Here is a 13,597-nt window from a genome sequence, read left to right as displayed (position 1 = left end):
ACGTGTCTCACGAGGAGCTGCTCGCCCGTCACCGTGAGGTGCTGCCGTCCTGGATGGCCCTCTACTACGAGGAGCCGATCGCGCTCGAGCGCGGCGAGGGCCGGACCGTCTGGGATGCCGAGGGCAACACCTACCTCGACTTCTTCGGCGGGATCCTCACGACGATGACCTCCCACGCCCAACCCGAGGTCGTGGCGGCGGTCCAGGAGCAGGCCGCCAAGATCATGCACAGCTCGACGCTCTACCTCATCGAGGACCAGATCGCCCTGGCGGAGGAGGTCGCCGAGCTCTCCGGGATACCCGACGCGAAGGTGTTCTTAACGACGTCGGGCACCGAGGCGAACGAACTCGCACTGCTGCTCGCGTGCACGGCCCGGCGCTCGAACCAGGTGCTCGCGATGCGCAACAGCTATCACGGGCGCTCGTTCGCGACGATGGGCATCACCGGCAACCGCGGCTGGTCGGCATCGAGCCTCACCCCCGTGAACGTGCACTACGTCCACGGCGGGTACCGCTACCGCAGCCCGTTCCGCGAGCTCGACGATGACGCCTACATCGCGGCGTGCGTGGACGATCTGCGCGACGTCCTCGCGACCCAGACCGCCGGCGACGTCGCCTGCCTCGTGGCCGAGCCGATCCAGGGCGTGGGCGGCTTCACTCATCCCCCGGACGGGCTCTACGGCGCGCTGGCCGAGGTCTGCCGCGAGCACGGCATCCTGCTCGTCTCCGACGAGGTCCAGACGGGCTGGGGGCGCACGGGGGACCGGTTCTGGGGCTACGAGCACCATGGCTACACACCCGACGTCCTCACGTTCGCGAAGGGCATCGGCAACGGTCTGTCCATGGGCGGGGTCGTCGCGCGCGCCGAGCTGATGGACTCGGTGACGGCGAACTCGATCTCGACCTTCGGCGGCAACCCCCTCACCTGCGCGGGCGCGCGAGCGAACCTGCGGGTGCTGCGCCGGGACGACCTGCCGGGCAACGCCCGCAAACAGGGCGAGCTCCTGGCGCAACGCCTGCACGAGGCGGTGGAGCCCCTCGCGTGCGTGGGCGACGTCCGTGGCAAGGGCCTCATGCTCGGTGTCGAGCTGGTCCGACCCGGGACCGGTGATCCCGGGGAGCCCGCGCCCGAGCTCACGTCGAAGGTGCTCGAGGCGACCAAGGGCCGCGGGCTGCTGATCGGCAAGGGCGGCCTCCACGGCAACGTGCTGCGGATCACACCCCCGTTGTCCGTGACCGCGGAGGAGACCGAGCGTGGTGCCGCCGCGTTGGCCGACGCGCTCGCCGAGGCGGGTGCGTCCGCCTAGTCGCGGGGCGGTACGAGGCGGAACCGCGGCAGGATGCGCAGTCCCAGCTGTAGGTCGAGCCGCAGCCGCGGGTCGCTCGTGAACGGGCCGAGGAGCCGCTCCAGCTTGTCGATGCGGTAGCGCAGCGTGTTGTAGTGCACGTGCAGGCGCCGCGCGCTCGCGGCCACGTTCAGGTGCTCCTCGAGGAGGACGAGCAGCGTGCGCCGCAGCTCCCGGTCGTCGGGGGCTTCCCCGGCGACCGGGCCGAGCACCTCGTCGGCGAAGGCGCGGAGCTCCTCCTGGTCCGGGATGAGCGAGAGCAGCCGATCCGCGCCGAGGTCGTCGAAGTGCGCGACCGCTCCCGCGCCAGCGATCTCTCGGCCGATGCGGAGCGCGCGCTCGGCCTGCTCGTACGAGGTGGCGAGCTCGAGGGCCCCATCGACCGGGCGGCTCACCCCGATCCCGATCGGGCGACCGGCGTTCTCGCGCCCCTCGCTCGCCAGCGTGCTCGCGAGCCGGCGGGTCTCGTCGGCCGTGTCGGGTGCGCCCGCGAGCACGACGACGCTCCCCGACAACGGCACCACGGCCGCGCCGGGATCGCCGGGCAGCACCGCGGTGCGCAGCGCCGCGGCGGTGCGTTCGGTCAGGTCGTCGTCCGGCCCGGGGGCGGACGGCTCGGGGGCGGCGACCAGGGTGACCAGGGGTCGGTCGAGCTGCCAGCCGAGTGCGCTGGCGCGCGTGGCCACGTCGGTCTCATCGGCGACGCGCCCGGCGATGAGGTCGTGCAGGAAGTCCGCGGCGTACTTCGACTCGACGGCGGCCACCGCGGCCTCCTTGGTGACCACCAGCGCTGCGACCGTGGCGGCGTTCTCGAGCGCGATCACGTCCCCCGCGTCGAGTTCCCGCGCGCCCTCGACGGTGAGGATGCGTCCGTGCAGCCGCGCGCCCGCGCGGATCGGGGCACCGATCGCGCGCACACTGCCCCGGCCGACCTCCGCGCCGGGGCCGCTGCGGTCGAGCTCGGCGGCGATGTCGGTGGCCAGCACCGTGGTGCCCTCCAGGATCCCCTCGTCCCGGAGCGCCCCCTTGAGGCCGTCGAGTCCCGCAGCGGCCTGCACCGTCCGGTCGGCGTCCGAGAGGAGGACCGCCGACTCCAGCAGCTCCGAGAGGTCGCGAGCGATCTCGGGCCATCCACCACCGGACAGGGCGATCTGCAGCAGGGCCCGGTGGGTCTCCTCCGACCTCGCGAGCACGCTGGCCTGGCGGTTGAGGATCTCGGTGAGGACCTCGTTCAGAATGTCGTCGAACCCGACGTGGTCGGGTAGCCGAACGATGGGGAAGGCGAGCTCGTCGGCGACGTCGAGGAGCCCCGACGGTAGGTCGTCGAGGTAGCGGCCCATCTTGACGCCCATCCCGGCCAGGCCCCGGTCGGCGAGCTGCGCCACGAGCCCGGGCAGGCGCTCGGGATCCTCGCGCAGCGGGTAGGCGGTCGTGAGGAGGAACTCACGAGGCTTCACCCACGGCAGGATGTCGGGTACCTCCATGACGTTGAGGCGCTCGACGGGACGCTCGAGACCCTCGCGACCTGCGAGGACCTCGGCAGCCGCCAGCGACGTGGCACTGAGCACCTGGCGGACCGGAAGGCCCTGGCGATCGAGCCGGCCGCGGTCCTCGGACGCCCGTGGCCCGATGCCCCGTCCGACACCACCGCGTGCGCCACCGCGCCCCGTCGCTCCCGTTTCCTGCATCCGCCCCTCGCGATCAGCCGGACCGAGTGCGGGTGCCCGAGGGCGATCGCCACCACGGCGCCGTCCCCACTCGGTCGCTCCGGCAAAGAATGACAATGATGAACTGGAGACTGGGAGTATGTTGCCATATCGGCGCCGGGCCGTCGTGCGCTAACGTCCACCGTTCACCAGCACGCTCCCGGGGGTGGCCTTGCTGGTGGCCGCAGCCGGAGCCCGACCCCCAGTCACCACGACCACAAGGAGGATGCGTGGCATTCGAGGTCCGCAAGGTCGAGATCGGCAGCGTCAACGACGCCAGCGGCCTCGCGGCGCTGATCGACGACGGGGCGTTCGGAGCCGACGACGTCTTCGGGATCATCGGCAAGACCGAGGGCAACGGCGGCGTCAACGACTTCACGCGTGTCCTCGCCGACATGGCCTTCGATCAGGTGCTCCTCGAGCGCGGCACCCGCGGCCAGTCCGAGATCGATCAGATCCCGATGGTCTGGTCGGGCGGCTGTGACGGGGTGATCACGCCGCACGCGACGGTGTTCGCCCGGGTCGACGACCCGAACCCCAGGCCCGAGCCGCGTCTCACGGCCGGGATCGCGATGAGCGAGGTCATCCAACCCGAGGACATCGGGCGCCCGGCGATGGTCGAGAAGATCGCGCACGGCGTGCGGGACGCGATGAAGGCGGCGGGGATCACCGATCCCTCCGAGGTGCACTACGTCCAGACGAAGACGCCGCTGCTCACGATGGAGACCATCAACGACGCGAAGTCCCGGGGACAGACGGTCTTCAGTGAGGACATCCACCAGTCGATGGACATGTCGAACGGGACCACCGGCCTGGGTATCGCCGTCGGCCTCGGGGAGATCGACATGCCCACCGCCGAGCAGATCGGCAAGGACCACTCGCTCTACTCGTCGGTCGCCTCGTGCTCGTCGGGCGTGGAGCTCGAGCGCGGGCAGATCGTCGTGGTGGGGAACGCGCCGGGCGTGGGTGGCCGGTATCGGATCGGACACTCCGTGATGGAGGACGCGCTCGATTTCGACGGGATCTACCGGGCGCTGCGGTCGGCGGGCCTGGACCTGCCTGACCGCCCTCATCCGGGCGACATCGACGAGCGCTTCGTCAACGTGTTCCTGAAGTGCGAAGCGGCCCCGGACGCGACGTTGCGGGGTCGCCGACAGATCATGCTCGACGACTCGGACGTGCACTGGCATCGTCACGCGAAGGGCGCGGTCGGAGGGGTGACCGCGGCGGCGGTCGGCGACCCGGCGGTGTTCGTCTCGGTCGGGGCCCTGCATCAGGGTCCCGCGGGAGGCGGCCCGGTGGCGGCGATCGTCGACGTGGGAGACTGACTCGGACACTTGCCGGCGGCACGGCCGAAGCCAGCAAGGCGGCGGAGGAGCAGAGGATGAGCAGGACCGTGCGAGCCGCGATCGTGCAGGCCAAATGGACCGGCGACTCGACCTCGATGGTGGAGCACCACGAGCGGGTCGCCCGCGATGCCGCCGAGCAGGGGGCCGGCGTGCTCTGCTTCCAGGAGCTCTTCAACGGCCCCTACTTCTGTCAGGTCCAGGACCCCGCCTGGTTCGACTTCGCCGAGGCCGTGCCCGACGGGCCGACCACGACGCGCATGCAGGAGATCGCACGCGAGACCGGGCTCGTCCTGGTCGTACCGATCTACGAGGAGGACGGGCCGGGGTTCCTGTACAACACCGCGGCGGTCATCGACGCGGACGGGACGTACCTCGGCAAGTACCGCAAGACCCACATCCCCCACCTGCCGGGCTTCTGGGAGAAGTTCTACTTCCGTCCGGGCAACCTCGGCTACCCCGTGTTCGAGACCGCGGTGGGCACGGTCGGCGTCTACATCTGCTACGACCGACACTTCCCCGAGGGCTGGCGGGCGCTCGGGCTCGCCGGCGCCGAGGTCGTCTTCAACCCCTCGGCCACGTCCCGGGGGCTCTCGAGCCACCTCTGGCAACTGGAACAGACCGCGAGTGCGGTCGCGAACGGGTACTTCGTCGCCGCGATCAACCGGGTCGGCATCGAGCCGCTCGGCGACAACGACTTCTACGGCACGAGCTACTTCTCGGACCCCCGCGGCCAGTTCGTCGACGGCACCGCGAGCGACGCCGAGGAGCAGCTGTTCGTCCGCGACCTCGACCTCGATCAGATCACCGAGGTCCGCCGGACCTGGCAGTTCTACCGCGATCGTCGCCCCGACACCTACGGCCCGTTGTTCGAGGCCTAGGGAGGCGCCGATCGCGGGGGGAAGAGTCCGGCCGCGCGCTCCCACGACCCACCACAGGACGCGATCCCTCGAGACGCCAGCCCCGGAGCCGTTGCAGCGGAGAGAGGAGCCCGAACGATGCGCACCCTGATCTCCGGTGGGACCGTCGTGACCAGCACGTGGTCGGGCGAGGCGGACGTCCTCGTCGACGGCGAGCGGATCGCCGCCGTCGGGCGCGACCTGCCCGCCGATGGAGTCGAGCGCACGATCGATGCCGGTGGCCGCTACGTCATCCCCGGCGGGATCGACGTGCACACGCACATGCAGATGCCCTTCGGCGGAACCTTCTCCGCCGACGACTTCGAGAGCGGTACCGCCGCGGCCGCCTGGGGCGGGACCACGACCATCGTCGACTTCGCGATCCAGCCGCGCGGGGGCGCGCTGCGCGAGGGCCTCGAGGAGTGGCACCGCAAGGCGGACGGGGTCTGCTCGATCGACTACGGCTTCCACATGATCATGAGCGACGTCAACGAGCAGTCGCTGAAGGAGATGGACGCCGTCGTCGACGAGGGCGTGACCTCGTTCAAGCTGTTCATGGCCTATCCGGGGGTCTTCTACTCCGACGACGGCCAGATCCTCCGGGCGCTCAAGCGGGCCGGCGACAACGGATCGCAGATCATGCTGCACGCCGAGAACGGCATCGCGATCGACGTGCTGGTCGCGGAGTCACTCGCGGCCGGGCGGACCCAGCCGATCGAGCACGGCCTCACCCGCCCCGCCTCGATGGAGGGGGAGGCCGTGCACCGCGCGGTCGAGCTCGCTCGCCTCGCCGGCACACCCCTCTACATCGTCCACCTGTCCGCCGAGGACGCCCTGCGCGAGGTCCAGGACGCCCGCGATGCGGGACAGTCGGTCTACGCGGGAAACCTGTCCGCAATACCTGTTTCTTACCCTCGACGAGTTGCGCGGGTCGACCGATGACGGCCCGTTCGGCGGCGCCAAGTACGTCTGCTCGCCGCCGCTGCGCCCCCCCGAGCACCACGAGGCGCTGTGGCACGGCCTGCGCACGAACGACCTGCAGGCGGTCTCGACCGACCACTGCCCGTTCTGCTTCGTCGGACAGAAGGAGCTCGGCCGCGACGACTTCACGAAGATCCCCAACGGCCTGCCGGGCGTGGAGCACCGGCTCGACCTCCTGCACGACGGGGGCGTGCGCACCGGCCGGATCAGCCGCGAGCGGTGGGTGGAGCTGTGCGCCACCACACCCGCGAAGCTGTTCGGGTTGCACCCCCGCAAGGGAGAGATCGCCCCGGGAGCCGACGCCGACCTCGTGGTCTACGACCCCGAGGCCCGGCACGTGCTCTCGGCCGAGACCCACCACATGGCCGTCGACTACTCCTGCTACGAGGGCAGAGAGGTCGTCGGTCGTGCAGAGACCGTCCTGTCCCGCGGCTCCGTCGTCCTCGACGGTCGCGAGTGGACCGGACGGGCCGGTCATGGACAGTTCGTGCGCCGTGGCGTGAACGCCTATGACGCGTAGGGCGGTCGCGGACGCCACGACGCCACACCCACGGACCCGGCGGCGGGCCGACGGCGGCGGGTTGGACCAGGCGGAGAGACCAAGCCACGAAGGAGGGCCCTGTTGAGTGAACAGATGATGGGCAAGGAGCAGATGCGGTACGCGCTGGACGACGTGCCCAAGCCGGTCACCATGCTCGGCCTGGGGATCCAGCACGTGCTCACCATGTTCGGCGCGACCATCGCGGTGCCGCTGCTGTTGGGACCGGAGATGGGCGCGAGTCCGCAAGAGCAGGCGGTGCTGATCTCCTCGGTCATGATCGCTTCGGGGATCGCGACGTTCCTGCAGGTCCGGATCGGTACGCGGTTGCCGCTGATCCAGGGCGTGTCGTTCGCGTTCCTCGGCCCGTTCTTCGCGATCATCGCCGCCAACCCGGACGGCGTGACTGACGCGATGCCGGTGATCGCCGGCGCGATCATGGCCGGGTCGCTCGTGCAGATCCTGCTCGGCTACTCGACCTTGTTCGGCAAGGTCCGCCAGTTCGTGTCGCCGGTGGTGATCGGGCCGGTCATCGCCCTGATCGGGCTCGCGCTGTTCGACGCGGCTGCGGACAACGCCGCGGGCGGCTGGCCCCTCGCGGTGATCACGATCGTCCTCGGAATCACGTTCACGCTGATCCTGGCGCAGAAGATCAAGTTCTTCGCCCTGTTCCCGATCCTGCTCGCGATCGTGGTGACGTACGTCATCGCGGTGGGTCTCACCGGGGCGGGCGTGTTCGCCGCCGACAGCGCGCAGGCGGTGGACTTCGGCCCCGTGGGTGACGCCGCGTGGTTCCGTGACCCCACGACGCTGATCTTCCCGTGGGGCCTGCCGAACTTCGTGACGGGCGCGGTCATCGGGACGCTCGCCGGCTTCCTCGCGTCGATGATCGAGTCGTTCGGGGACTACTTCGCGGTCGCCCGGGCCGCGGGCGCGGGCGAGCCGAGCGAGAAGCAGGTCAACCGCGGCATCGGTGCCGAGGGCATCGGCTGCTTCATCAGCGGACTCGTCGGCGGCTTCAGCTCGACCAGCTACACCGAGAACATCGGGCTGGTCGGTCTCACCCGCGTGGCCAGCCGAGTGGTCGTGTACACGGCGGCCGCGATTCTCCTGGTGGTCGGGTTGTTCGAGCGGTTCGGCGCTGCCGTCGCAACCCTGCCCACCCCGATCGTCGGCGGGCTCTACTTCCTGCTGTTCGGGCTGATCGCGTCGATCGGGATCAGCCAGTCGACCCGCGCGGACCTCACCAGTCAGCGCAACCTCATGATCATGGGGTTCATCCTCTTCGCCGGGCTCTCGGTGCCGTACTACTTCGCCGAGTACGAGCCGGTGCTGACGGGCATCGACGAGCTCGACGGCATCATCACGACCGTCGGCACCACCGGAATGGCGGTCGCCGCGATCCTCGGCCTGATCCTGGACAACATCATTCCGGGGACGAAGGTCGAGCGCGGTCTCCAAGCAGCCGGTACTGCGCCGACCGAGGCGTCGGAGCCGATCGACCCGAACAACCCGGACCAGGGTCAGGGTGGCGGCCCCTGGGGCGGCCAGGCCTGACCATGACGGGGCGGGCGCGGTCCCGCCCCACGGTCTCCGGCAGCATGGTGGGCGGGCCACGAGCCCGCCCACCACCGGTTCCCGCGCTGCCGCGTCGGCGGCCGCGGGTCAAGGGGGAGGGATCGCCCAACATCTGGGCCGATCTTCGGCAGAATCTGACCATGCCGGTGGACGTGGTGGCTCCGTACAGTCCGCGTCGACCGTCGTACTCGTGCCCGGACGGTGCCTCGGGGACGAAGGAGGGGCCATGAGCGCAGGACGTCCCGCCGCGCGCGGTCGTGAGGTAGCCGTATGAGCGGCGCGCGGGTGGTCATCGCGTTGGGGGGCAACGCGATCGCACCGGCGGGCTCCGGTGGCACGGCCGACGAGCAGACGCGCAACATCACCGCCGCGATGCGGCTGGTCGCGGATCTCGTCGAGACGGGCCACGAGATCGTCCTGACCCACGGCAACGGACCCCAGGTCGGCAACCTCCTGCTCAAGAACGATCTCGCGAAGGACGTCGTGCCGCCCATGCCCCTCGACTGGTGCGTGGCGCAGACCCAGGCCACGATCGGCTTCACGATGTGCACCGCCCTGGAGGCCGAACTGGCTGCGCGCGGTCGTCCCGTTCCGGTGATCCCGCTGGTGAGCCGGGTGCGGGTCGACCGGGACGATCCCGCGTTCGCCTCGCCGACGAAGCCGGTCGGCCGCTACCTCACCGACCCCGAGGAGGTCGAGCGCCAGGTGCAGGCCACCGGGGAGCACTGGGCACGCCAGGGCGAGAAGGGCTGGCGCCGGGTCGTGGCCAGCCCCGAGCCGCGCGAGCCCCTGGACGGTCAGAGCCTCGCCCTCGTGTTGGAGGGTGGCGCCATCCCGATCGCCAACGGTGGCGGTGGCGTGCCGATGGTGCGCTCCGAGGACGGCTCGCTGCACGGGGTCGAGGCGGTCATCGACAAGGACCTCGCGGCGGTGCCGCTCGCGCACGCGGTGGGCGCGCAGCGCTTGTTGATCCTCACCGACGTCCCCGGCGTGGCCACCGGATTCGGGACGCCCGAGGAGCGCTGGCTCGATTCGGTGACCGCCGGTGAGCTGCGGGGGCTGCAGGCCGACGGGCACTTCGCAGCGGGCTCGATGGCGCCGAAGGTCGAGGCCTGTGCCCGGTTCGTCGAGGGGTCGACCGTCGTCGAGCCCTGGGCGGCGATCGGTGACCTGGACGACATCACCGACGTGGCCGCGGGGAGCTCCGGCACGCAGGTGGAGCGTGGCTAGCCAGGTGGCGACGGCCTCCCGTCCGCCGCAGCCTGTCACCGGTCGTGGCGGCGCGGTGAGCACGGCGGTCGCCGAGCTGCTCGACGGCCCGGCGCGGGCGGCGAGGACGCTGGCCGCGTTCGATCACGCGGCGTACCTCGCGGTCGATGCCGACGTGATCGCACTCGTCGACCGGGAGGCTGCGGCACTGCCGAACTCGGTCGTCGTCGCCGACCCCGCACCACTGCGCGCCATCGCCCGTCGCGGGCCCGTGGTCGTCGGAGCGGGGCGGCTCACCTGCGGCGAGGTCGAGGTGGTGGTGCGGCGATGGTGGGAGCCGCGGCCCTCGCTCCCGGTCACGACGGGCAACGCGCTGGCCGCTGTTGCGCGCGCGCTACCCAGCCGCGCTCCGGGTCTGCCTGCGGGCTCCAACGGCGCCGCGCAGCGGCTCGAGGAAGCGGTCCGGCGCCGGGAGCCCGGCGCTGCCGCGGACGCGGCGAAGGCGCTGATCGGCGCCGGGGTCGGGCTGACACCGGCGGGTGACGACCTGCTGGCGGGGCTGCTCGCCGCGGCATGTACGTTGCCGGACGCGCTGACGGAACGGTGCGCCGACACCCTCCCGGTGGTCGACGCGGTGGCCACGACCTGTCGCGAGCTGGCAGTGGACCGGACCCCGCTCGTGTCCGCCGCGTTGCTCGGGCACGCGGCCGACGGCCGGCCCTCGGCCCCCGCCGCGCGTGTCCTGGTGGCACTGGCCAGCGGACGGGGTATCGATGCGGCGATGGCGCGGCTCGCCGCCGTCGGGGGGACCAGCGGTCGCGATCTGCTCGCCGGGATCCGCCTGGGGACCCGGCTCGTGCTGCCGCCCGCGCCGCTCGGTGCGTCGGATGCTCCCGGATCGCCCCCTGCCAATGACCCCACTGTCCCCGACCCCCTGCGAGAGGAGCTCCCGTGACGACCGCAGCCGAATCCGAGGCGCGCGACGACGTCGTGCGCCACCTGGAGGTGCGCCCGGGGGCCTACCACGACTCGGTGACCCTGATGGTCGTGAGCCAGGAGGTGGCCCGAGGCCCCGGGGTGCGCACGGCGCTGATCGCGATGGCCACCCCGCTCAACCTCGAGCTGCTCGAGCAGGCGGGATTCGACGCCGGCGAGGCCGGGCCGAACGACCTCGTCGTCGCGCTGGCGGCCGACGACGCCGATCATCTCGCCGCGGCCCGCACGGCCGTGGACACGCAGCTCACGCAGGCCTCGGCCGGCGGCGGGAGCGACGGGCTCGCCGACACCGGCGAGGCCCCGCGGACCCTGGGCAGCGCCACCCGAGCGCTCGGTGCCGGGCTCGCGCTCGTGACCGTCCCCGGCCAGTACGCCTTCACGGAGGCGATGGACGCCCTGCGCGCGGGCGCGAACGTGATGGTGTTCAGCGACGGGGTGCCGTTGGAGCAGGAGATCGCGCTGAAGGCCGAGGCCCGGCAGCGCGACCGGCTCGTGATGGGCCCCGACTGTGGCACCGCGATCGTGGGCGGGGTCGGTCTCGGCTTCGCCAACGTGATGCGCCCCGGTCCGGTCGGGATGGTCGCCGCGAGCGGGACCGGCGCGCAACAGGTGTGTTCGCTGCTCGACGCGGCCGGGGTGGGCGTCAGCCACGTGCTCGGGGTCGGTGGCCGCGACCTCTCCGCCGACGTCGGCGGCATCGCGACGATCCAGGCGCTCGAGGCGCTCGACGCGGATCCGGCCACCGAGGTGATCGTCCTCGTCTCGAAGCCGCCGGACAAGGCCGTGGCCGAGCGCATCCGCGAGGCGGCGGAGCAGTGCGCGACCCCCGTGGTCCTCGGCCTCGTGGGCCCCGGTCAGCGGGACCTCACCGAGGTCGCGGAGGCCGCGCTGTCGACGCTGGGGCACGACCCGCAGCCCCCACGCACGTGGACGCCGAACCGCACCGTCGGGTCGGGGTACGAGGTGCTGCGCGGGCTGTTCGCGGGAGGGACGCTCTGCGACGAGTCCATGGCCATCGCGGCCGAGCGGCTCGGACCGATCCGCTCGAACGTGCCGCTCGAGGACGATTGGGCGCTCGACCCGCACGAGCCCCTGCACGGGATCGAGGGCGCCGGCCACGCGATGGTGGACTACGGCGAGGACGACCTCACCTCCGGCCGTCCGCACCCGATGATCGACAACACGATCCGGATCGACCGGCTGGACGCGGAGGCGGGATCCGGCCACCGCGTGGTCGTCCTGCTCGATGTGGTGCTCGGCCACGTCGCGCACCCGAACCCGGCGAGCGAGCTCGGCCCGGCGATCGCCGAGGCGCGCACCGCGGCCCGTGACGCCGGCGGTCAGTTCGCCGCGATCGTGTCGCTGATCGGCACGCGCGACGACCCGCAGGACCTCACGCGCCAGGCCGCCGAGCTCGTCGACGCCGGGGCGAGCATCTACCTGTCCAACGCGGCCGCGACACGCGCCGCAGTCGAGCTGCTGGGAGAGACCCGATGACGCGCGCACACGCTCCGCTGGGTGGCCTGCTCGACGAAGCGCCGGCCGTCGCGACCGCCGGTGCCGAGCGGTTCGACGCGGCGCTCGCCGGCCAGGGCGCCACCAGCCTGCGGGCACAATGGCGCCCGCCGGTGGACGGCACCGCCGAGGCGCTGGCGACGGTCGCCGGAGATCCGCGCTTGAGCGAGGCGAACGCGCAGGCCGTGGGCCGGCTCCTCACGTCGCGGCCGCACCTGGTCGGTATCGAGACCGCACGGGATGCCCTCGACCTCGACGACCGGACGCTGCTGCACGCCGGACCCCCCATCGACTGGGCGCACGCGAGCGGGCCGATGCGCGGTGCGATCATCGGCGCGCTGCTCTACGAGGGCGTCGCGGACGATCCCGAGGCCGCCGAGCGCATGGCCGCCAACGGGGAGATCGCGCTGGAGCCCGCCCACCACCGCGGCGCGGTCGGTCCGATGGCCGGCATCGTCGCGCCCTCGATGCCGGTGTTCACCCTGCGCGACGAGGAGCACGGCACCGTCGCCCGCTGCACCCTCAACGAGGGCCTCGGCAAGGTCCTGCGCTACGGCGCGTTCGGGGACGAGGTGACCGAGCGGTTGCAGTGGATGGAGCGGGTGCTCGGGCCGCTGCTCGCGCGCACCCTCGAGCGCACCGGGCCGATCGATGTGCGCGCCCTCCTGGCGCAGGCGCTGCAGATGGGCGACGAGGGGCACAACCGGCACCGCGCCGGGACGAGCCTGTTCCTCCGCGAGTTCGTGAGCGATCTGATCGAGATCGACGCGCCCGTTGCGGACATCGCGGCCGTCACCCGGTTCATCAACGCGAACGACCACTTCTTCCTGAACGTGGTGATGCCCGCTGCCAAGGCCGCGACCGACAGCGCCCGCGGCCTGGCCGGGTCGTCGATGCTCGTGGCCATGGCCCGCAACGGGACCGAGTTCGGGGTGCAACTCGCCGGTACCGGTGACACGTGGTTCACCGCGCCGGCCAGCGTGCCCGACGGGCTCTACCTCGGGGAGTACGGGCCCGAGGACGCCAATCCCGACATCGGCGACTCCACGATCACCGAGAGCTGCGGGATCGGCGGGTTCGCGATGGCGGCCGCGCCGGCGATCGTGCGCTTCGTCGGCGGCGAGGTCGCGGACGCCCTGCGCTTCACCCGCCGCATGTACGAGATCACGCTCGCCGAGTCGACCGCATATCAGATCCCGATCCTCGGGTTCCGCGGGACCCCGACGGGCATCGACGCGACGTTGGTGTGCCGCACGGGCATCGTCCCCGCCGTCAACACGGGCATCGCCGGCAAGGAGCCCGGCACCGGCCAGGTCGGGGCAGGCCTCGTCGAGCCCCCACTGTCGTGCTTCGCCGACGCGGTGCGGGAACTGGCCGCGCGGGCCGAGAGCCCCGTGACCGACCCGCTCGCGGGTGTTGGCGCCGCGCCGGGGGAAGCCCCGTGAGCCCGGTCCCCGACGTGGCGCCCACGCGTGCGCCAGTC

Annotated in this window: 9 protein-coding genes and 1 pseudogene; 9 read left to right on the top strand and 1 reads right to left on the bottom strand. The window is 71.9% G+C overall.

Going from position 1 to position 13,597, the window contains the following annotated elements; translation table 11 throughout:
* Positions 1-2: 2 nt before the first annotated feature.
* Positions 3-1,307, top strand: coding sequence for an aspartate aminotransferase family protein (locus ER308_RS05790; protein ID WP_205745924.1), 1,305 nt, complete (start codon positions 3-5; stop codon positions 1,305-1,307).
* On the opposite strand, the gene ER308_RS05785 is transcribed toward ER308_RS05790, so the two are convergent.
* The gene (locus ER308_RS05785) at positions 1,304-2,914 is read right to left on the bottom strand and encodes a PucR family transcriptional regulator (protein WP_205745923.1); all 1,611 of its coding nucleotides are present in this window, start codon (positions 2,912-2,914) and stop codon (positions 1,304-1,306) included. The two genes, ER308_RS05790 and ER308_RS05785, sit on opposite strands and share 4 nt — an antisense overlap.
* A 368-nt stretch (positions 2,915-3,282) precedes the next feature.
* Between ER308_RS05785 and atzD the strand changes: the two genes are divergently transcribed.
* The 8 genes and pseudogenes from atzD to ER308_RS05745 all read left to right on the top strand — a co-directional run bounded on the left by atzD (position 3,283) and on the right by ER308_RS05745 (position 13,559).
* Positions 3,283-4,380, top strand: a complete 1,098-nt coding sequence (atzD, locus tag ER308_RS05780; protein WP_205745922.1) for a cyanuric acid amidohydrolase — start codon at positions 3,283-3,285, stop codon at positions 4,378-4,380.
* A 56-nt stretch (positions 4,381-4,436) separates the two neighbouring features.
* On the top strand, positions 4,437-5,279 hold the full coding sequence (locus tag ER308_RS05775) for a nitrilase-related carbon-nitrogen hydrolase (protein ID WP_131154094.1): 843 nt from the start codon (positions 4,437-4,439) through the stop codon (positions 5,277-5,279).
* A 117-nt stretch (positions 5,280-5,396) separates the two neighbouring features.
* Positions 5,397-6,798 (top strand): annotated as a pseudogene (hydA, locus tag ER308_RS23115) (dihydropyrimidinase).
* Positions 6,799-6,900: 102 nt separating this feature from the next.
* On the top strand, positions 6,901-8,373 hold the full coding sequence (locus ER308_RS05765) for a uracil-xanthine permease family protein (protein WP_205745921.1): 1,473 nt from the start codon (positions 6,901-6,903) through the stop codon (positions 8,371-8,373).
* Between the two features lie 291 nt (positions 8,374-8,664).
* Complete coding sequence (locus ER308_RS05760) at positions 8,665-9,624, top strand: carbamate kinase (RefSeq protein WP_131154093.1); 960 nt, start codon at positions 8,665-8,667, stop codon at positions 9,622-9,624.
* Positions 9,625-9,679: 55 nt separating this feature from the next.
* Positions 9,680-10,558 carry an oxamate carbamoyltransferase subunit AllH family protein gene (locus tag ER308_RS05755; RefSeq protein ID WP_131154092.1) on the top strand — a complete coding sequence of 293 codons (879 nt, stop codon included), beginning with the start codon at positions 9,680-9,682 and terminating at the stop codon, positions 10,556-10,558.
* Positions 10,555-12,096, top strand: coding sequence for a hypothetical protein (locus ER308_RS05750; protein ID WP_205745920.1), 1,542 nt, complete (start codon positions 10,555-10,557; stop codon positions 12,094-12,096). Before ER308_RS05755 ends, ER308_RS05750 begins: the two co-directional genes overlap by 4 nt.
* A complete protein-coding gene (locus ER308_RS05745) occupies positions 12,093-13,559 on the top strand; it encodes a YlbE family protein (protein WP_131154091.1) in 1,467 nt (488 codons plus the stop codon). The genes ER308_RS05750 and ER308_RS05745 overlap by 4 nt, the downstream gene beginning before the upstream one ends.
* Positions 13,560-13,597: the final 38 nt, after the last annotated feature.

It is taken from the genome of Egibacter rhizosphaerae, assembly GCF_004322855.1.
GTDB lineage: Bacteria > Actinomycetota > Nitriliruptoria > Euzebyales > Egibacteraceae > Egibacter > Egibacter rhizosphaerae.
Note: the sequence above shows the minus strand (reverse complement) of the source record. Positions and strands in the feature narration are given on the sequence as shown.

What these genes read in the sequence shown, in the direction of transcription:
- ER308_RS05760 (WP_131154093.1), top strand. Translation starts at nt 8,665, where the DNA reads ATGAGCGGCGCGCGGGTGGTCATCGCGTTGGGGGGCAACGCGATCGCA.
- ER308_RS05775 (WP_131154094.1), top strand. Translation starts at nt 4,437, where the DNA reads ATGAGCAGGACCGTGCGAGCCGCGATCGTGCAGGCCAAATGGACCGGC.
- ER308_RS05745 (WP_131154091.1), top strand. Translation starts at nt 12,093, where the DNA reads ATGACGCGCGCACACGCTCCGCTGGGTGGCCTGCTCGACGAAGCGCCG.